Origin of the sequence: Bradyrhizobium sp. 134, from assembly GCF_023074155.1 — a bacterium.
GTDB lineage: Bacteria > Pseudomonadota > Alphaproteobacteria > Rhizobiales > Xanthobacteraceae > Bradyrhizobium.
In genome coordinates this window covers 739914-758718 of sequence record NZ_JADPKX010000053.1, presented here as the reverse complement: position 1 = coordinate 758718, position 18805 = coordinate 739914, and the positions used below count along the sequence as shown (strand labels likewise).

General features: G+C 64.1%; 18 protein-coding genes. 6 read left to right on the top strand and 12 right to left on the bottom strand.

Annotated features, from left to right (window positions below; all coding sequences use genetic code 11):
* Nucleotides 1-33 precede the first annotated feature (33 nt).
* Together IVA75_RS24530 and IVA75_RS24525 are read left to right on the top strand one after the other, a co-directional pair.
* A complete protein-coding gene (locus IVA75_RS24530) occupies nt 34-708 on the top strand; it encodes a response regulator transcription factor (RefSeq protein ID WP_027569404.1) in 675 nt (224 codons plus the stop codon).
* A 1-nt stretch (nt 709) separates the two neighbouring features.
* The gene (locus IVA75_RS24525; RefSeq protein ID WP_247286718.1) at nt 710-2119 is read left to right on the top strand and encodes an ATP-binding protein; all 1410 of its coding nucleotides are present in this window, start codon (nt 710-712) and stop codon (nt 2117-2119) included.
* 72 nt (nt 2120-2191) lie between these two features.
* On the opposite strand, the gene IVA75_RS24520 is transcribed toward IVA75_RS24525, so the two are convergent.
* Entirely contained in the window at nt 2192-3493 is a 1302-nt protein-coding gene (locus tag IVA75_RS24520; RefSeq protein ID WP_247286717.1) for a M20/M25/M40 family metallo-hydrolase, read from the bottom strand.
* A gap of 277 nt (nt 3494-3770) precedes the next feature.
* Here IVA75_RS24520 and IVA75_RS24515 point away from each other — a divergent pair, with 277 nt between their 5' ends.
* Entirely contained in the window at nt 3771-4859 is a 1089-nt protein-coding gene (locus tag IVA75_RS24515; RefSeq protein WP_027569406.1) for a TRAP transporter substrate-binding protein, read from the top strand.
* Between the two features lie 76 nt (nt 4860-4935).
* Here the strand turns inward: IVA75_RS24515 and IVA75_RS24510 are convergent, their stop codons facing one another.
* The 5 genes from IVA75_RS24510 to IVA75_RS24490 form a co-directional block, all read right to left on the bottom strand.
* Nucleotides 4936-6591, bottom strand: a complete 1656-nt coding sequence (locus IVA75_RS24510; RefSeq protein ID WP_027569407.1) for a TRAP transporter large permease subunit — start codon at nt 6589-6591, stop codon at nt 4936-4938.
* Nucleotides 6592-6618: 27 nt separating this feature from the next.
* Nucleotides 6619-7200, bottom strand: a complete 582-nt coding sequence (locus tag IVA75_RS24505) for a TRAP transporter small permease subunit (protein ID WP_027569408.1) — start codon at nt 7198-7200, stop codon at nt 6619-6621.
* Nucleotides 7201-7369: 169 nt separating this feature from the next.
* Nucleotides 7370-8404 carry a GTP 3',8-cyclase MoaA gene (gene moaA / locus IVA75_RS24500; protein ID WP_027569409.1) on the bottom strand — a complete coding sequence of 345 codons (1035 nt, stop codon included), beginning with the start codon at nt 8402-8404 and terminating at the stop codon, nt 7370-7372.
* Between the two features lie 108 nt (nt 8405-8512).
* Nucleotides 8513-9010 (bottom strand): hypothetical protein, encoded by a 498-nt coding sequence (locus tag IVA75_RS24495; protein WP_247286716.1) that lies wholly within the window; start codon nt 9008-9010, stop codon nt 8513-8515.
* Between the two features lie 136 nt (nt 9011-9146).
* Nucleotides 9147-9836, bottom strand: a complete 690-nt coding sequence (locus IVA75_RS24490) for an HAD-IA family hydrolase (RefSeq protein WP_247286715.1) — start codon at nt 9834-9836, stop codon at nt 9147-9149.
* A gap of 176 nt (nt 9837-10012) precedes the next feature.
* Between IVA75_RS24490 and rpiA the strand changes: the two genes are divergently transcribed.
* From rpiA to gor, 3 genes are read left to right on the top strand one after another with little or no spacing between them, the layout of a single operon-like run.
* Nucleotides 10013-10726: a ribose-5-phosphate isomerase RpiA gene (rpiA, locus tag IVA75_RS24485; protein ID WP_247286714.1), complete on the top strand. Its 714-nt coding sequence runs from the start codon at nt 10013-10015 to the stop codon at nt 10724-10726.
* A 2-nt stretch (nt 10727-10728) separates the two neighbouring features.
* Nucleotides 10729-11247 (top strand): DUF2059 domain-containing protein, encoded by a 519-nt coding sequence (locus IVA75_RS24480; RefSeq protein WP_027569412.1) that lies wholly within the window; start codon nt 10729-10731, stop codon nt 11245-11247.
* A gap of 54 nt (nt 11248-11301) precedes the next feature.
* A complete protein-coding gene (gor, locus tag IVA75_RS24475) occupies nt 11302-12690 on the top strand; it encodes a glutathione-disulfide reductase (RefSeq protein WP_247286713.1) in 1389 nt (462 codons plus the stop codon).
* 6 nt (nt 12691-12696) lie between these two features.
* Here the strand turns inward: gor and IVA75_RS24470 are convergent, their stop codons facing one another.
* From IVA75_RS24470 to IVA75_RS24445, 6 genes are all read right to left on the bottom strand, one after another.
* Nucleotides 12697-13836 carry a glucuronate isomerase gene (locus IVA75_RS24470; protein ID WP_247286712.1) on the bottom strand — a complete coding sequence of 380 codons (1140 nt, stop codon included), beginning with the start codon at nt 13834-13836 and terminating at the stop codon, nt 12697-12699.
* 335 nt (nt 13837-14171) lie between these two features.
* Nucleotides 14172-14357 (bottom strand): hypothetical protein, encoded by a 186-nt coding sequence (locus IVA75_RS24465; protein ID WP_247286711.1) that lies wholly within the window; start codon nt 14355-14357, stop codon nt 14172-14174.
* Between the two features lie 63 nt (nt 14358-14420).
* The gene (locus tag IVA75_RS24460) at nt 14421-15647 is read right to left on the bottom strand and encodes a carboxylate-amine ligase (RefSeq protein ID WP_247286708.1); all 1227 of its coding nucleotides are present in this window, start codon (nt 15645-15647) and stop codon (nt 14421-14423) included.
* A 21-nt stretch (nt 15648-15668) separates the two neighbouring features.
* On the bottom strand, nt 15669-16496 hold the full coding sequence (locus tag IVA75_RS24455) for a class II glutamine amidotransferase (RefSeq protein WP_247286706.1): 828 nt from the start codon (nt 16494-16496) through the stop codon (nt 15669-15671).
* Nucleotides 16497-16588: 92 nt separating this feature from the next.
* Complete coding sequence (locus IVA75_RS24450) at nt 16589-17215, bottom strand: FMN-binding negative transcriptional regulator (protein WP_247286704.1); 627 nt, start codon at nt 17213-17215, stop codon at nt 16589-16591.
* 74 nt (nt 17216-17289) lie between these two features.
* Nucleotides 17290-18756 (bottom strand): PLP-dependent aminotransferase family protein, encoded by a 1467-nt coding sequence (locus tag IVA75_RS24445; RefSeq protein WP_247286702.1) that lies wholly within the window; start codon nt 18754-18756, stop codon nt 17290-17292.
* Nucleotides 18757-18805 lie beyond the last annotated feature (49 nt).

Here is an 18805-nt window from a genome sequence, read left to right as displayed (position 1 = left end):
TGCTTGCACCGGAACATCCCGCGGGAAAATGCGATGCGCCTTCTGATCGTCGAAGACAATGCCGAGCTGTCGCGGCTCGTTGCCGGCGGGCTGTCGGCGGCCGGCTATGAGAGCGACATCGTCGGCAGCGTCGCCGAAGCGCGCGAGGCGGTCAGCAGCGTCAGCTATGCCGCGATGATCCTGGACCTCGGACTGCCCGACGGCGATGGCCTGTCGGTGCTGCGCGAGCTGCGCCGGCAGATGGAGCCGTTGCCGGTGCTGGTGCTGACCGCGCGCGGCGGCTTGCAGGACCGCGTCAGCGGCCTGCGCAGCGGCGCCGACGATTATCTCGCAAAACCTTTCGCGATGGAGGAGCTGGTGGCGCGGCTGGAGGCGATCCTGCGCCGTCCGGGCCAGTTGCTCGGCCGCTCGCTGCGCCTCGCCAACCTTGTCTATGACACCGAAAGCCGCCAGATCTTCGTCGACGACCAGCCGCGCATCATCTCCGCGCGCGAGACCTCGGTGCTCGAGATCCTGCTGCGCCGGCAGGGGCGGGTGGTGCCGAAGAAGAACGTCGAGGACCACATCTTCGGCCTCGACGGCGAGGTCGCCTCCAACGCGGTCGAGGTCTACGTCTCGCGGCTGCGCAAGCAGCTCGCCGAGCACGGCGCCAAGGTCGTGATCCACACCATCCGTGGCGTCGGCTATCTCATGGCCGAGGAGAAATAGCGTGGCCCGGATCGGATCTCAGGCCGGATTCCGCGCCGGGATCCATGCGAGGTCGCCGACATTCAAATCGCTGATCTGGCGCATCGTGTTCCTGCACATCGTGGCGGTCGCGGTGGTCGCGATCTTCCTGCCGCTGGTGCTGTTCTGGCTGCTCAACTCCGAGATCGACCAGCTGCACCGCGACGCCATGCGCGCCCAGGCCGAGGTGTTGGCCGAGCGCATCGTCGTCCAGCCCGACGGGCTGCTGACGTTCAACCTGCCGGACAGTCTCAAGGGCCTATATTCGGAAGCCTATGGCCGCTACCAGTACGACATTCGCGATGCCGAGGGACATCTGCTGTTCTCGTCGCGTCGCAAGACCGGCACTGCCACGGTCGCGCCACCGCCGCTCTCCGAGACGATTTCCGGCGCTGGCGTCACCCGCACCATCGACGGCAAGGTGATACGCATTCGCGTCGCGGAGGACCTCGCGCACCGCGACGTCATCATCGACGACATCGTGTCGAACTTCTTCCGGCGGGTCGGGTGGATCACCATTCCGATCCTGCTGGTCCTGCTCGCCATCGACATCATCATCTTTCGCCGCGCTGTCGCGCCGCTGTGGAAGGCCTCCGAGGAGGCAAGCAATATCGGTCCGGCGCGCACCGACATCCGCCTGCCGACGGAGCAGATCCCGCGCGAGATCATGCCGCTCGTCACCGCCGTCAACCAGGCGCTCGACCGCCTCGAGGACGGCTTTCGGGTGCAGCGGCAGTTCACCGCCGACGCCGCGCACCAATTGCGCACGCCGCTCGCGATCCTGCGTACGCGAATCGAGACGCTCGGCGACGGCGCTGCACGGCAGGCGCTGCATGCCGACATCGAGGGCATGAGCCGCATCGTCGCGCAGCTGCTGGAGATCGCCGAGCTCGACACGCTGGTGCTCGATCCCGGCGAGACCGCGGATTTGCGCGCGGTCTGCGCCGAGGTGGTCGGTTCGATCGCGCCGCTCGCGATCGCGCAGCACAAGGACATCGCGCTGAGGGGCACCGAGGGGCCGGTGCTGATACACGGCAATTCCGTGATGCTCCAGCGCGCGATCTTCAACCTCGCCGAAAACGCCATCAAGTTCACGGCAAAGGACACGTCGGTCGATGTCGATGTGAGCGAGGACGGCGCGGTGCGCGTGCGCGATTGCGGACCGGGAATTGCGGAAGGCGAGCGCGAATTGATCTTCCTTCGCTTCTGGCGCGCCGACCGCCAGCGCAGCGACGGCGCCGGCCTCGGGCTGTCGATCGTGCGCGCGGTGGCGGATGATCACGCGGCGACGGTTGCGGTGGAGAATCTTCCGGGGGGCGGCGCGCAGTTCACGCTGCGGTTCAGGCTGGCAGAGAAGCCGGGCGACGTTGAACTGAACGCGGTGCGGCACTGACGCCACCTTCTCCCGCATCCGCGCCTTCGCCAAGGCTTCGGCGGACATGAGGGGAGAAGGCGAAAGCGACGGCTATTTCAGCTTGCCGGTGGACAAATCCATGATCATGCGCGTGGTCAGATAGAGACGCGGCACGATGCTGTTGAGCTGCACATATTCGGCATCGTTGGAATGCGCGCCGAAGCCCGACAGGCCCATGCCTTCCACGACGGCTGCGTTGGTCTTCAGCGCGGCAAACGCCGCGTCGGTGCCGCCGCCGATCGCTTTCTCGTCGATCTTGAGGGGCAGTCCGAGCTCCCCATAGATCGTCTTGCCGTGGGCTGCGACGCGACGTGAGGCGTCGTTGGCCTCAAGCGGCGGGCGGCGCACCTCGAATTTCAGCGCGACCTTGGAATCGGGCAGCAGGTGATTTTTGATCTTCTCCTGAAGTGTCTTCTCGAGCTCGTCGAAATCGGCGACCTTGAGTGCACGTGCGTCGGCCTGGGCCGTGGCCTCCGCCGGGATGACGTTGCGGTTGGTGCCGGCCTTGGAGACCGTCCAGTTCAGTTTCAGGCCCTGCTCTGGCTTGGACAGGTCCTTCATCTGCAGCAGCTGGTGCGAGAGTTCGTACAGCGCGTTGACGCCGCCCTCGGGCCGTGAGCCCGCATGCGAGGACTTGCCCTGCACCGTGAGATAGGCCGAGCCGATACCGCTGGTGGCCAGCCGCAGCGTGCCGTCGGTGCCGCCGCCTTCAAACGAGAACACCACGTCCTGATCCGAGGCGAATCTGGTGATGGTGCTGCGCCAGCCCGGTGAGGAGATCTCCTCGTCGCCGTTGGTGAGCACCGTGAGCGTGCCGTAATCCCGGAAGCTCAGCTTCTGCAGCAACGCAACGGTGTGGAGAATGAGCGCGACGCCCTGCTTGTCGTCGGCAATGCCGAGGCCGTAGGCCTTGTCGCCGTCGATGCGGAACGGTTGATCCTTCAGCATGCCTTTCAGGTACACGGTGTCCATGTGGGCGATCAGCATGATCTTCTTGCTGCCTGTGCCCTTGAATACGGCGTGTACGGCCGGGCCGATCTTCTCGGGTGTGTCGTCGAGGCGATAGACGTCTGTGGGTTGCAGGATTTGCACCGTGCCGCCGAGCTGCTTGAGCTGGCCGGCAACGCGCTCGGCGATCTGGTTCAGGCCTTCGACATCCTTGCTGCCGGATTCGATGCTGACGAGATCGCGCAGCGTGTCGAGCAGCGGCTGCTGCTCCTTTTGCGCCAGCGCATGGACGTCGGCCATGACATTCGCGCTGGGCTCGGCATGGGCCGGCATTGCAGCACAGGCCAGCCAGAGCGACGCGATCAACGGACCAACGAGCGATGGAGCAGGGTGCGATCGAGACATGCGCGACGGCCTTAGGTTGGGGGGATGACGCGGTATGCCCGTGTTTCCGACGCTTGTCACGCGCCCGGCGCACCCGTCAGGCACCGCCCAGGCGGACATCATGTGGGGGTAGGGCCGCTGGCCGTCTAAGCCTAAAGTCGTAGGACCGGAGGGCGCGGAGCTGGGCATTTTCGTCCCTCACATCGTGAGGGATGGAAATCGGACGACACATGTTCCATGCTGGCCTCCAAGCCTCAACAAGAAGGCCCACCGTCACAATCCATCAGGGTAGGAAATCATGAAAAGACGAGATTTCATCAAGGTCACCGGGCTTGGTGCGGCGGGTGTCGCGACGCTCGCCGCTCCAGCGATCGCGCAGACGACGCCCGAGATCAAATGGCGCATGCCGACGAGCTGGCCGAAATCACTCGATACGCTCTATGGCGGTGCCGAGATGATGGCCAAGATGGTCGCGGAAGCGACCGACAACAAATTCCAGATTCAGACATTTGCCGGCGGCGAGATCGTGCCGGGCCTCCAGGTGCTCGATGCCGTGCAGAACGGCACCTGCGAAATCGGCCACACCGCGTCCTACTATTATTTTGGCAAGGACCCGACCTTCACCTTCGGATCGTCGGTGCCGTTCGGACCGAACATGCGCATCAACCAGGCCTGGTACACACTGGGCGGCGGCAGGGAGATCCTCAACGAGTTCTACAAGAAGTACAACGTCGTCTCGCTGCTTGCCGGCAACACCGGCTGTCAGATGGGTGGCTGGTTCCGCAAGGAGGTCAAGACGCCCCAGGACTTCAGCGGGTTGAAATTCCGCATCGGCGGCTTCGCCGGAAAAGTGATGGCCAAACTCGGCGCGGTGCCGCAGCAGATCGCCGGAGGCGACATTTATCCGGCGCTGGAGAAGGGCACCATCGACGCTGCCGAATGGGTCGGACCGTATGACGACGAGAAGCTCGGCTTCGTGAAAGTCGCGCCGCATTATTACTTCCCGGGCTGGTGGGAAGGCGGGCCCATGCTTCTCGCCTTCGTCAACCAGGACAAGTGGAATGCGCTGCCGAAGCACTATCAGAGCATCCTCGAGCAGGCAGGGCACTACGCCAACAACTGGATGATGGCGAAGTATGACCAGGCCAATCCGCCGGCGCTGCGGCGCCTGCTCGCGGCCGGCGCCAAGCTGCATCCGTTCTCGCCCGAGGTCATGCAGGCCTGCTTCAAGGCATCCAAGGAGCTGCACACCGAAGTCTCGGCCACCAATCCGGACTTCAAGAAGGTCTATGAATCGCTGACCGCGTTCTCGAACAACGGATATCAGTGGTTCCAGGTCGCCGAAGTCGGCTATGACAACTTCATGGCGCGCAATTCGCAGAGCTGATCGCCGGGCGCGATCGGCCCAAACGAAAGAACCCGGAGCGAAAGCTCCGGGTTCTTTTTTGCGGACGGGCCGGGCGCTATTGCTTCGGCTGGCCGAAGTCGAGCGGCGGCAGATCGATCTGGGGAATATCGATCTTGATGCTGTTGGGATCGACTGTGGACTGCACGCCCTTGTAGTGCATCACCATCGACGGGAACGTGATCACCAGCAGCACCATGATGAGCTGGATGACGACGAACGGAACCGCGCCCCAATAGATCTGTCCTGTCGTGACCGGCTCCATGCGTTTGCCGGTGACGCGATCGGTATAACGTTCCTTTGGCGCGACCGAGCGCAAATAGAACAGCGCAAATCCGAACGGCGGGTGCATGAACGACGTCTGCATGTTGACGCCGAGAATGACGCCGAACCAGATCAGGTCGATGCCGAGATGCTCCGCCGCGGGCCCGAGCAGCGGGATCACGATGAAGGCGAGCTCGAAGAAGTCGAGGAAGAACGCCAGCACGAACACGAACGCGTTGACGAAGATCAGGAAGCCAACCTGGCCGCCGGGTAGGGAGGTCAGCAGGTGCTCGACCCAGACGTGGCCACTGACGCCGTAGAAGGTGAGCGAGAATACGCGTGCCCCGACCAGGATGAAGACGACGAAGGCGGAGAGCTTTGCCGTCGATTCGACCGCCTGACGAACGAGGTCCCAGGTCAGCCGACGTTTCATGGCACCGAGAATGAGGGCGCCGGCTGCGCCCATCGCACCGCCTTCGGTGGGCGTCGCGACACCGATGAAGATCGTGCCCAGCACCAGGAAGATCAGGAACAGCGGCGGCACCATGACGAAGGTGGTCTGTTGCGCCATCTTCGAGAGGAAACGGAAGCCCGTGAGCTTGTCGATGGCCCAGTTCGCGATCGCGACGAAGAAGGCGAAGAGGATGCCGAAGAACATGCTGAGCACGACGAAGTCGGCGCCGTGGGTCTCCGAATTCCGCATCATGAACCAGCCAAACACGCAGCTCGCCAGGAACAGCACGCCCAGCGACCTCAGGCCGCGGTCACCGCTTTCCTCGCGGAAGCCGATGGCTTCCTTCGGCAGGCCCGGAGCGGCGTTCGGGAAAATCAAGGTCACGAGGAACGCGTACCCCGCGTAGAGGGCCGCGAGCACCAAGCCCGGAATAAACGCGCCCTCGTACATGTCGCCGACCGACTTGCCGAGCTGGTCGGCCATCACGATCAGAACGAGCGAGGGTGGGATGATCTGCGCCAGCGTGCCGGAGGCCGCGATGATGCCGGTCGCCACGCGGCGGTCATAGCCGTACCGCAGCATGATCGGCAGTGAGATCAGGCCCATCGAGATCACCGAAGCCGCCACGACGCCGGTCGTCGCCGCGAGCAGGGCACCGACGAACACCACCGCGTAGGCGAGGCCGCCGCGGATGGTGCCGAACAACTGACCGATGGTGTCGAGCAGATCCTCCGCCATGCCGGAGCGCTCGAGCACCAGTCCCATGAAGGTGAAGAAGGGAATGGCGAGCAGCGTGTCGTTGTTCATCACGCCGTAGACGCGCTCCGGCAGGGCCTGGAGAAAGTCCGGGTGGAATTGTCCGAGCTCAACGCCGATGATGGCGAAGAACAAGCCGACGGCGCCGAGCGAAAATGCCGCCGGATAGCCGAGCAGCAGCACGACGACGAGCGTCGCGAACATGATGGGCGCCAGATTGGCGATAATAAACGCGGTCATGACTTCCCCCTAAACCGTCGCCAACGGCTACTTCTTTTCGATCGCTTCGACGAGGTGCTCGACCTCGGCCTCCAGTGCGGACACCTGCGACTCGTGTGGGTCCGGGATCATGCCGCGCATGATGGCGATCCGCTTGATCAGCTCGGAGATGCCTTGAACGAGCAGGAGGGCGAAGCCGACCATGATCAGCGACTTGGCCGGCCATTGCGGCAGGCCGCCGGCGTTGCCGGATTGCTCGTTGATCTGGAGCGAGCGCAGGAAGAACGGTACCCCGGTGACGATCATGACAACGGTCAGCGGGATCAGGAAGAAGATGTGCCCGATGATGTCGATGATGTTGCGAGCCCGCTTCGGCATCATGCTGTTGAAGATGTCGATCCGGATGTGCTCGTTGTCGAGCAGCGTCCAGGACGCGCACAGCAGGAACACGATGCTGAAAAGCACCCATTGCAGCTCGAGCCACGAGTTGGAGGACGTGTCCAACGTCTTTCGAATGATCGCGTTCAGCGCCGAGATGATCACGGCGAGCAGGATCAGCCAAGCCAGACGCTTGCCGGTCCAACGTGTGAACGCGTCAATTCCATTGCTCAGCTTCAGGAGCGCTTGCAAGATTGGTCCTCCCCGATTTGCCCCGGCCGTCTTGACTGCGCCGAGTGGCGCGTTGGCTTGTCTCGCCGCGCAGGCATGAGGCAGCCGCACCAAACCAGCGAGTTTGCCGCCAGTCAATCGGAAGTTTGTTGATAGTTAAGGGGAATAAGCCGCGGCCGGCAGACCGATGCTAGCCGCCGGTGACGCTCATGTGCCTGCTGACGCTGGGACGGTCGTGGCGGCGGTCGATGATGAAGTCATGGCCCTTGGGCTTGAGCCCAATGGCGCGGTCGATCGCATCCGCAAGCAGCGAATCGTCGTCCGATGCACGCAGAGGTTTGCGCAAATCGGAGGCATCCTCGTGGCCGAGGCAGGTGTGCAACGTTCCCGTGCAGGTGACGCGCACGCGATTGCAGGATTCGCAGAAATTATGAGTCATCGGGGTGATGAAGCCGAGCTTGCCGCCGGTCTCGGCGATGCTGACATAGCGCGCCGGCCCGCCGGTGCTCTCGGCCAGATCCGTCAGCGTGAACTGCTGGGCGAGGCGCGCGCGCACCAGCGACAGCGGCAGATACTGATCGATCCGTCCCGATCCGATCTCGCCCATCGGCATGACCTCGATCAGCGTCAGCCCCATGCTCTTGCCGTGGGCCCAGCGCATCAGGTCGGGAAGTTCGTCCTCGTTGAGGTTCTTCAGCGCAACGGCGTTGATCTTGACCGCGAGGCCCGCAGCGCGCGCCGCCTCGATGCCCTCCAGCACCTTGTCGATCTCGCCCCACCGGGTGATCTCGCGAAACTTCTGCGGGTCGAGCGTGTCGAGCGAGACGTTGATGCGGCGGACGCCGCAATCGGCGAGCTCGCTGGCGTATTTCGCAAGCTGGGTGCCGTTGGTGGTCAGCGTCAGCTCGCTCAGCGCGCCGCTCTTGAGATGCCGCGACAGCGAGCGCACCAGCGTCATCACGTTGCGGCGGACCAGCGGTTCGCCGCCGGTGAGCCGCAGCTTCTTCACGCCCTTGGCGATGAAGGCCGAGCAGAGCCGGTCGAGTTCCTCCAGCGTCAGCAGGTCCGCCTTGGGCAGGAACGTCATGTCTTCCGACATGCAGTAGAAGCAGCGCAGGTCGCAGCGGTCGGTGACGGAGACGCGCAAATACGAGATGGTCCGTCCGAACGGATCGGTCATCGCGCTCGACAGCGCGGCGCGGGGGCTCGGGTAAAGTCCGTTCATACCAAATGCCTTGTCACTTGCGGCAACGCCAGCAGTTTTGCTTCAGCGGCGTCCTGGAAGCAATCTAAGTATCGAACGCGTCAGAGACAATTGGGGGGATGACGGAGGTCAGCGATTGCCGGTGTTCGGATCGGGGAACGGCGAGCCCGCGGCCGGTGCGGCAGCAGCCGGGGCAGCGGCGGGCGCCACCGGTTTCGGCCTCTTCGGCCGGTGCGGCTTGCGGACCGGTTTCGGCGGAACGGCCGGCTGGAGCTCCGCGAAAATCGGGTTGGGGTCGGTGGTGACCGAGGCGGGGGTGGTGAAGTCGCCGGAATTCCTGATGACGTTCACTGGCACGCTCACCGGCTGGTATTTCGGCAGCGCGAAAGCGACCGTGAAGGGGACCTCGGGGGCGGGAACCGACACGGAGCAGGGGGTCTTGCAGCCTGCACCCAGTGAGGTCGTGGCGTCAGCGCCCGGGGGATTGGATTCGAGCCGGACCTGAACGGTCGGCGGGGCCGATTTGAACATGTCCCAGGAAGTCGAAGACATTGAGGAGCAGCCGGCAAGACTTGTTGCCCCGATGACGCTTACTCCAGCTAACGCAAACGAGATGACACGACGCATGACATCCACCTAGTGCGACGAACCGCCACATCCCCGGGCGAAGTTAGGAGCGTCGTTCTAAGCAAGCAACCGGCCGGCCGCGCTTAGTTAGTAGATGGTTAACGCGGGATTCTGCGGAATAATCAAGTTATCTCAGCTACTTGACAGCTTCCTGCGCAGTCATCAGGCTGCTGGCGGCGGCCGGAAGGTCGCGCATGTGATGGATCAGCCGGTCCGGCTTCAGCTCGGCGATCGGCACGTCCGTATAGCCGAAGCTGACCCCGATCACGGGAACTCCGGCGCGCCGGGCCACGCCGACGTCGGGTCCGGCATCGCCGACCATGATGCTGGCTTTGACCTCGCCGCCGGCCCGCGCCACCGTTTCCCGGAAAATGGTCGGATCGGGCTTCTGGACGCCAAAAGTGTCAGCGCCGCAGATCGCCGCGAAGCGCCGGCTCAGGTCGAGCTGGTCCAGCAGGCGCTTCGACAACCATTCCAGCTTGTTGGTGCAGACCGCGAGGCGATGGCCCTGGGCCGCAAAATGGTCGAGCGCGGCCTCCAGCCCCTCGAAGGGCCGGGATTCGACGGCGATATTGTCGGCGTAATAGGCGATGAAATCGGCCGTCATCCGGTCCATGTCGGCAACCGTGACGCTGCGGCCCTCGGCCTCCAGCCCCCGCTCGATCAGCTTGCGGGCGCCGGCGCCGATCATGTTGCGGGCCGAGGCCATCGGCACGGGCGGCAGCCCTTCGCGGTCGAGCACGTAATTGAGCGCAGTGATCAGGTCGGGCGCCGTATCCACAAGGGTGCCGTCGAGATCGAAGACGATGGTGTGGGAGGAGGTCATGGTCCAGCGCTACCGGCCCGGCCCCGCCCGCGCAAGGGCCGAAGCCATAAGATCACCTTATAAGGTGGGCCCGGAGGCCTGTTCCCCCAGACCCTGTTCTCCGAGGGAAAACGAGGCTACACAAGCCGCCGCAAGCCTATCGGGCAGCACACTCGTAATTCAGGGACGGCGCAAACGTGAACATGGACCAGTTGAAGCGGCAGGCTGCGGCGCGCGCCCTCGAGGACGTCCGAGACGGCATGCAGCTCGGGCTCGGCACCGGCTCGACCGCAAAACATTTCGTCGAGCTGCTCGGCGAGCGGGTCCGCGCCGGACTGAAAGTGATCGGCGTGCCGACCTCCGAGGCGACGCGCCTCGATGCAATTCGCTGCGGCGTGCCGCTGACCACGCTGGACGAGATCGACCATCTCGACATCACCGTCGACGGCGCCGACGAGATCGACACAGAACTCAATCTGATCAAGGGCGGCGGCGGCGCGCTGTTGCGCGAGAAGATCGTGGCGGCCGCCTCGGATCGCATGATCGTGATTGCCGACGACACCAAATGGGTGCCGACACTCGGCCGCTTTCCGCTACCGATCGAAGTCATCCCGTTCGGGCTCGGCGCAACGCGACGCGCGATCGAGAAGGCGTTTGCGGAATGCGGCGTTTCCGGGCAGATGGCGGTCCGCAAGGGCAAGGACGGCCACGTTTTCGTCACCGATGGCGGCCACTGGATCGTCGATGCCCAGCTCGAAAAGATTGAGGATCCCGCCCGCCTCGCCACGGCGTTGAGCGCGATCCCCGGCGTCGTCGAGCATGGTTTGTTCATTGGCTTGGCCAGCTCGGCTGTTTTGGCCGGTGGCGAGGGAATTCGCGTGATTGAACGGCGAAAGCCGAAAGGAGACTAGGAATGAAGAGCGTTTTGAAATTGTTGCCGGTCGTGACCCTCGCTGTGGGACTGGCCCTCTCGGTCGCCCCGGCCGGGGCCCAGCAGGCAGCGGCGCCGAAATCGTCGCCGGCCGCCGTGGCGGCGGCCAAGGAGATCCTGACGATCAAGAACGCCAGTGCGATGTACGCCAACGCCGTGCCTGGCCTGGTCGATAAGACCAAGATCGCGCTGATCCAGCAGAACCTCAACTACCAGAAGGACCTCACCGAGGTCGCCCAGATCGTAGCCCAGCAGCTCAAGGGCCGCGAAAGCGAAATCGGCGATGGCATGGCGCAGGTCTATGCCAGCGAGTTTACCGAGCAGGAGCTGAAGGATCTCGTCACTTTCTACAAGTCGCCGCTGGGCAAGAAGCTGATCGAGGCCGAGCCGCGCGCCATCGGGCTGAGCATGGCCTTCATGAACTCCTGGGCCCAGAACTTCTCCGAGACCGTGATGGGCAACTTCCGCGCCGAGATGCGCAAGCGTGGCAAGGAAATCTGACAGTCCCTATCTGATCAGAATCCGGATCATGTTCTGAAGAGGTCGGAGTGGACAATGGCTGAATTCGACGTCGACCTCTTTGTCATCGGTGGCGGTTCGGGCGGCGTGCGTGCCGCCCGCATCGCGGCCGGTTACGGCGCCCGCGTGATGATCGCGGAAGAGTACCGCATGGGCGGGACCTGCGTGATCCGCGGCTGCGTGCCGAAGAAGCTGTTCGTCATCGGCTCGCATTTCCGCCATGAGATCGAGGACGCCGCCGGTTTTGGCTGGACCGTTCCGCCTGCGACCTTCGACTGGCCGACGCTGATCGCCAACAAGGACAAGGAGATCGCGCGTCTGGAGGCGGCTTATACCGCCAATGTCGAGAAGTCAGGCGCGCAAATCGTCAAGAGCCGCGCGGTGATCGAGGACAAGCACACCGTCCGCCTGCTCGAGAACGACAAGAAGATCACCGCAAAATACATTTTGATCGCTACCGGCGGCGCGCCCAATCATGGCGCTCCGATTCCCGGCATCGAGCACGTGATCTCCTCCAACGAGGCGTTTCACCTAACCAGGCTGCCGAAGCGGATCGTGATCCAGGGCGGCGGCTACATCGCGCTGGAGTTCGCCGGCATCTTCGCCGGCTTCGGCTCCGACGTCACGGTGATCTATCGCGGCGACAACATTCTTCGCGGTTTTGACGAGGATGTTCGCGCCCACGTCCGCGCCGAGATGGAGAAGCAGGGCATCACCATCCTCACCGGCTGCACGGTGGCGAGGGTCGATCGCCACGGCGAGGAATTCACCACGCATCTGTCGAACGGATCGAGCCTCGCCTCCGACCAGGTGATGTTCGCGATCGGCCGCCATCCCGCCGTCGCCAATCTCGGCCTGGAGAAGGCCGGCGTCGCCATCAACCCGCGGAACGGCGGCATCGCGGTCGACCATTTCTCGAAGAGCTCGGTCGACAGCATCTATGCGATCGGCGACGTCACCCATCGCTTCAACCTGACGCCGGTCGCGATCCGCGAGGGCCACACGTTCGCCGACACCGTGTTCGGCAAGCGCGAGGTGCAGGTGGATCACGCCAACATCCCGACCGCCGTGTTCTCGCAGCCGGAGGTCGGCACCGTCGGCCTCACCGAGACCGAGGCGCGCGCGCAATTCAGCCATGTCGATATTTACAAGACCACGTTCCGCCCCATCAAGGCGACGATGTCGGGCCGCGATACCCGCGTGCTGATGAAGCTCGTCGTCGACGGTTCAACCGACCGCGTGCTCGGCTGTCACATCGTCGGCGATGCCGCGGCCGAGATCACGCAGGCGGTCGCGATTGCGGTGAAGATGAAGGCGACCAAGGCCGATTTCGATGCGACGATCGCGCTGCATCCGAGCGCGGCCGAAGAGCTCGTCACCATGCGCACACCGACCGCACGCCACGTCCGCCAGGCGGCGGAGTAGCTCCGCTCAGCCGTAGAGGTAACCGACTGGCTTGCCCTCGGTGCGCAGGGGACGGATGTCCTTCTGTGTGATGATCTGACCGGCGAGGCCGTCGATCTCGTCGCGTTGCGTCGGCGTCCAGCTGCGCAGGTCGTTCATGCCTTTGAGGAGGCCGAGCCGAAGGACCTGCGTGTTCTCACCCACGCCGACGAGACTTGTGGCGTTCTTGCCCGCTGTCACCACGTCGCCGGCCGTGAGCTCAAAGGTCTCACCAGTCTTGTTCTTGAATTCGGCCGTGCCGCGGATCACGCGGTAGATCACGACCTCGCCCTTGTCGAGGCATGTGGTGTCAGCTGCCGCCGACGTGCTCTTGGGCAAGAGCGATTGGCCGCGCGGATCGGTTGCGATGATGTGGCCGGTGACGAGATGGCCGCTCGGGACTTCGATCCCGATATCGCGCACGTAAACCGGCATGGCCGATTTGATCGGGCTGTCGGTGAGCGGCTTGAACAGCGCGTCGAGCGCCAAGGGGTCTTGAAGCCAGAAGCCTGCATCCACCGGGCGATCGTGCAGGGAATGGCTCCAGGCCACACGCGGCGTCTCGGCCTCGTTGATCTGGTCGGGACCGACGATGGTTGGGTTTGGAAACGTCGTCGGGTCAGTGATGAACGCTTCGAGGAATTTGCCCGAATAGCCCATGGAGATCGGATCCGGCACCACCGTCTGCGGCGTCTTCAAATTCTCTTCGGTCGACAGTCCCGACCAAGTGTAGAACAGCTGGCGGTGCACGATCGCGCTTTGCAGCATCACCGCGCCGGGGCCGACATTGTAGAAGCGCCCATCATAGTCGAAGGTGAACGCGCCCGAGGTGACCAGCACGAGCTGGAAGCCGCCCGGTGGCAGATGAAGGTGGAAATCGGTGGGACCGGTGTCGGGCAGATAGATCGGCAGATTGGTCGCGACTTCGTGCAGCAGGAAGGTTTCGTTGTTGGCGTGAAAGCCCTCGTTGGCGCGATTGTAGAGGGCTTGCGGCCGGTACGTTGCCTCGAACGTCGCATTCCGGTCGCGGTCGATCGCCACAAACTCCTGAGCGTTGAGGCGAAGGGGGGCGCCGTTCGGACGGGTGAGGCCGGTGATTTTGAGATCGCCGGCGGCATGCACGTTCATGGCATTCTCCGATTCTAGACCGCTCACCCGGTCTCTCGGCGCACGCATCTTGCTGCTGCAATCGGGAGAGCAGGGATCAGGCCTGATGCTGCCTTGCGAATTCTGGGCCAGTCGAGGAGCCGCGCGGCACGGAGGCTTCGCGACGAGCCGCCACGCGAGGAAAAATCGAGGTTGCACCTGAGGTTAGCTGACACGTTTCGCCAGCCTGCATGGCCATGTTCGCCCGGTCTGCAAACCTGACGACGAAACGTGTCTTGTCTAATTTGTCGGCATCCTGGCGCGGACGTGCAGCCGCGCCGATCAGAGGAAGTCGGCGGCCGGATGTCTGAAGCCGTTCATTCGAAAGATCGACGGAGGGTCCGCTCGGGCTTGCCGTACGGGCTGTCAGCCCATTTCGCCATGTCCACTGCACGCGCCTCGATGAGCTCGCACCACAGGCAGCTGAGCTCCGCGCGACCTTTGGTCGAGAGCATCGGAATGAGGCCATGGCCACAGCCGGCGCAACATTTGACGCGATTCATGGTTCTCTCCGCGACTTTCCGGATTCAGGAGCGACATCGTTGCTCCCGAAGCTTGCGCGGGCGCTATGAGGGCGCAGCGACGCCTGCGGCCGGGGTGCTCGTCCCCGAGATCGTCGCGTCTGCGATCCAGCGCGACACCGCGGCGATGTCCTCCGCATTGTCGCGGAAGGCACGAAGCTGGAATTCAGCCGAGCTGCCACGTTCGACGATGGTACGACAGTGTTCGACCTCGGCGGCGCAGTTCAGCGCGGCGGCGTCTTCGGCGATGTCCTCGATCACGCGGGAGAGCAGCTCGGAGATCTCGACCGGCCCGTCCTTGGAGGCAAAGATGCAATCGGTGCCGTAGCGCTGGGCGCGCCATTTGTTCTCCACCGCGATCGCGCGTTCCACCGCGGTGACCTCTTTCGACAGATGAGGCCGCAGGTAGAGATAGCGGGTCAGGCAACGATAGAGCGAGGCAATGGCAACGGCGTCGTCGACGAAGGTGCAGGTATCGGGCGCACGCAGCTCGAGGGTCGGGTGCTTCATGGAGGGGCGCATGGCCCACCAGATGTGGCTTTCATCGGGGATCACGCCGGAGCGCTGCAACGCGCCGACATATTCGTCGTAATCCTGCCTGCTCTCGAACAATTCTGGCAGGCCGGTGCGCGGCAGCTCGGAATAGGCGGCGAGCCGATAGCCCTTCAGCCCGGTCTTGTGTGAATTCCAGAACGGGGAGGAGGCCGACAGGGCGATAAACAACGGCAGATGCGGCAGCATCGCTCGCATCACCGCCATGCGCTTCTCCGGATCGGGCAGCTGGACGTGGACATGCATGCCGCACATCAGGTTGCGGTGGCCGATGCTGCGCAGATCCTCGATCATCTCCTCGTAGCGCGGCTTCGGGCTCGGCTGCGACAACCGCCAGACCGCGGTCGGATGTGTGCCGCAGGCCATGATCACGAAGCCGTATTGTGCCGCGACGTTTGCGACTTCGCGACGCAGGAAGCGAAGCTCTTCGCGCGCGTCGGCGACGTCGACATGAACGTTGGTGGCGACCTCGAGCTGCGACTGCAACATCTCCCGCATCGCCTGGCCGCCGGTGGACCAGTTCGCAGATTCGAAAAGCTCATTCGGGGTCTGGATCGCGACCTCAAGGCTGCGCCGATCGGCGAGGAAGTATTCCTCCTCGATGCCGAACGAATATTCCGCGGCTTTGCCGCGCCCGCCGGCGGAGCGAATGACGAGGTGCTGCTTGTCTTCCGAGGAATCGAGCCGCAGAAGTTTCAAAACGTCTGATGCAAATGTCATTGTGCCACCCGGCCAAGGTATTTACCTGCGGGCGATAATCCTTCTGACAGGGGCGGGTTCCGCGTCGGCCCCACCGGAAATTGCAAGGTCGAACGGAACAATTTTCGCGCTTTCGGACGCACGTGCGACCAGCGCGTGATTCGGGGGCACTTCTGTCCAGTCCGTTTCCTTGTCGAACGGCTCGGACACCACGATGACTTGGCCGCCGGCCTCGCGGAAATACAGCGTGTTGGCGGCATCGTTGACGGCGACCCGGAAGGCATAGAGATCCCGGCCGTTGGCGATGGCGCTGGTGAAGCGGAGCCGCTCACGAAGCTCGCCTTCGTTGACGAGGCCGACGAGGGACCGCAGCACGCGATGCGTAGCGCCGAGTGGATCGGCATCGAGTCCCGCGCCCATCATGGCGAGAAACACGGCTTCCGAATCGGTCGTGCCTGTCCGCGAGGGGTAGTAGGCATCGGGGATCAGCGCCTCGACCTTGCGCCGCAGGCGATTCCAGCTGCCGACGAAGCCGTTGTGCATGAACATCCACTGGCCGCAGGCAAAGGGATGGCAGTTCTGCCGCGTCACTGCCGTGCCGGTGGCGGCGCGCACATGGGCGAAGAACAGATGCGAGCGCAAATGGCGGCAGAGGTAGCGGAGATTCTCGTCCGACCAGGCCGGGCGTGTTTCACGATAAAGACCAGGCTCCGGATGCTCGCCGTACCAGCCGAGACCAAAGCCGTCGCCATTCGAGCCGGCGGTCGACTGGAGCGAGCGGATGCTTTGCGCGATCAGCGAATGCTCGGGCTCGGTGACGTAGGGTTCGAAAGACGTGGTCTCGCCCCGGTATGCGATCCAGCGACACATGGGAATCCTGTCAGGAGATGCTTGCTGAAATGTATCAACGAACCTGACAGGACGATGGTTCCCGACAGCGAGTGTCGGGAACCAGGTGGCCACTACACCGGAACCGGAATCAATGGCGCAACTTCGCGATCATCTGCATTCTCGCTCGCTGCGAGACCTTGTGCGACGCCGACGCGGTCGGCCTCGGGACGGTTCTGGCTCATCTTGCGCTTGCCTTCGAACCGCACGACGGGAATGCGCACGCCGACGATTCCGCGCAACTGCGCGGCGATAAAATCGGCAGGGGCATCCGTAACGGCCCAAGGCCTGGCACGCGATCCTTCATGCCTGTTCGTGAGCCGCGTCACGATCTCGAGCAGGCGCTCGGGGTCCTGGAAGAATTCGACTGGGCCGTAGGCATGCACGGCGACGTAGTTCCAGGTCGGCACGACCTTTTCGGTTTCCTGCTTGGTCGCGTACCAGGACGGCGTCACATAGGCGTCGGGACCGCCAAAGATCGCCAGCGCATCTCCGATCGGCGGCAGTTTCCATTGCGGATTGGCTTTCGCCACATGTCCGTACAGCACGCCATGCTCGCCTTCGCCCTCGTCGAGAAAGAGCGGCAGCGGCGTGGCGACCGGGCCTTCGCTGGTGGCCGTGACCAGACTGGCGAGGCGCGCGCCGTGAATGGTCGCCCGGATGCTCTCGATGTCGTCCTTGAAGGCGGGAGGGATGTACATGGTCTATCTCCGATGTTGGTCTGGAGATAGCCGGAATCTGGCCTGTAAGAAACGGCCAGTTATCGTCTATTTGATCAGTCCAGTTCGGCGACGGCCTGTGCAAGAAGCCTGCAGCCGCGCTCGATCTGTGACACCTCCAGTGCCGAATAGCCCATGACGAGGCCGATTGTCTTCCGCGGTCGGCGAGGTCCGACGAACAGTGCCGAGACGGGATAGATGCCGACGCCCTTGGCATGGGCCGCCTTGATCAACGCGTCCTCTCGCTTCTGCGGCAGATTATCGAACCACGCCACGATGTGCAGGCCGGCGGCAGTGCCCTCGATCCGGACGCGATCCCCGAACCGGCGGCGAAGCGCGTCGAGCAGCGTGCGCTGGCGTTCGGCGTTGCGCCGGCGCACGCGCCTGATGTGGCCGTCATAGGCGCCGCTTTCAAGCATCGACGCGAGGGCATCCTGTTCGATCAGCGGCGTGTGCCGGTCCATGATCTGCTTGGCCGCGGCGAACAGGGATCGCAGGGCGGCGGGCACAACAAGATAGCCGATCCGCAAGGTCGGCGAGAGCGTCTTGGAGACGGTGCCGAGATAGATCACATTGCCGCCGCCTGCCAGCGCGTGCAGGGGCGGGATCGGCTTCGTGTCGTAGCGATACTCGCTGTCGTAATCGTCCTCGATCACGTAGGCGTCGTTTGCCCTGGCCCAGGCGAGCAATTGGTGCCGGCGTCCGATCGGCATGACGCCGCCGAGCGGATATTGGTGCGACGGCGTGACATAGGCGAGGCGGGCTTCGACGCCGTCGAGCCGCGTGGTCTCCAGTCCATCCGCGTCGACCGGGATCGGGATCGTCTCCGCGCCCGTCGCCGCAAAGGTGTGCCGCGCCATCTGGTAGCCGGGATCCTCCATCACGAAGCGGTCGCCGGCGTCGAGCAGCAGGCGCGCGCAGATGTCGAGGCCCTGCTGCGAGCCATTGACGACGACGATCTGATCGACCTCGCAGCGGACGCTGCGCGACCGCCAGAGATAGCCTTGGAGTGCGGTCCGCAGCCGCAGCGCGCCGCAGGGATCGTCATAGGCCAGCCGCTCGGGCTTGCGCGCCATCGCGGCAGTCACGGCCTTCTTCCAGGCCACTACCGGGAAATCCGACGGCGCGAGCTCGCCATAGCGGAAGTTCGCGACAAGCCCGCGCGGCGGCTCGGTCCAGCGCGGCGGGTCTTGAAGCAATCGGTCCCCGAAGGCCGACAGCCGCACCTTCCGCGCCGCCGCTCGCGACACGATGCGCGCGTGTCCCCGCTCGACTACGGCGCGGGCCACCCGCGGCCGCGCGCCATGGCGTGTCTCGATGAAGCCCTCGGCGGCGAGCTGTTCGTAGGCGATCGTGACGGTCGAGCGTGCCACGCCCATTTCGCCGGCCAGCGCGCGCGAGGACGGCAGCAACCCGTCGATCCCGTACACCCGCGCCAGGATCTGATCTCTCAAGGCCTCGTAGATCTGGCGCGCGCCCATGCGGTCGGCACGGAGAGCAGGATTGGTCTTCATCTGGATCATCCACATTCCAAGCCGGCATTCGCCCGAGCGGACGATGTCGGAATGTGGT

Excerpts from the sequence above, each read along its gene's own strand:
- IVA75_RS24450 (WP_247286704.1), bottom strand. The coding sequence starts at position 17,215 with ATGTACATCCCTCCCGCCTTCAAGGACGACATCGAGAGCATCCGGGCG.
- IVA75_RS24480 (WP_027569412.1), top strand. The coding sequence starts at position 10,729 with ATGAAGAGCGTTTTGAAATTGTTGCCGGTCGTGACCCTCGCTGTGGGA.
- moaA (WP_027569409.1), bottom strand. The coding sequence starts at position 8,404 with ATGAACGGACTTTACCCGAGCCCCCGCGCCGCGCTGTCGAGCGCGATG.
- IVA75_RS24490 (WP_247286715.1), bottom strand. The coding sequence starts at position 9,836 with ATGACCTCCTCCCACACCATCGTCTTCGATCTCGACGGCACCCTTGTG.
- IVA75_RS24495 (WP_247286716.1), bottom strand. The coding sequence starts at position 9,010 with ATGCGTCGTGTCATCTCGTTTGCGTTAGCTGGAGTAAGCGTCATCGGG.
- IVA75_RS24465 (WP_247286711.1), bottom strand. The coding sequence starts at position 14,357 with ATGAATCGCGTCAAATGTTGCGCCGGCTGTGGCCATGGCCTCATTCCG.
- IVA75_RS24520 (WP_247286717.1), bottom strand. The coding sequence starts at position 3,493 with ATGTCTCGATCGCACCCTGCTCCATCGCTCGTTGGTCCGTTGATCGCG.
- IVA75_RS24460 (WP_247286708.1), bottom strand. The coding sequence starts at position 15,647 with ATGACATTTGCATCAGACGTTTTGAAACTTCTGCGGCTCGATTCCTCG.
- IVA75_RS24455 (WP_247286706.1), bottom strand. The coding sequence starts at position 16,496 with ATGTGTCGCTGGATCGCATACCGGGGCGAGACCACGTCTTTCGAACCC.
- IVA75_RS24515 (WP_027569406.1), top strand. The coding sequence starts at position 3,771 with ATGAAAAGACGAGATTTCATCAAGGTCACCGGGCTTGGTGCGGCGGGT.
- IVA75_RS24510 (WP_027569407.1), bottom strand. The coding sequence starts at position 6,591 with ATGACCGCGTTTATTATCGCCAATCTGGCGCCCATCATGTTCGCGACG.
- IVA75_RS24530 (WP_027569404.1), top strand. The coding sequence starts at position 34 with ATGCGCCTTCTGATCGTCGAAGACAATGCCGAGCTGTCGCGGCTCGTT.
- IVA75_RS24470 (WP_247286712.1), bottom strand. The coding sequence starts at position 13,836 with ATGAACGTGCATGCCGCCGGCGATCTCAAAATCACCGGCCTCACCCGT.
- IVA75_RS24445 (WP_247286702.1), bottom strand. The coding sequence starts at position 18,756 with ATGATCCAGATGAAGACCAATCCTGCTCTCCGTGCCGACCGCATGGGC.
- gor (WP_247286713.1), top strand. The coding sequence starts at position 11,302 with ATGGCTGAATTCGACGTCGACCTCTTTGTCATCGGTGGCGGTTCGGGC.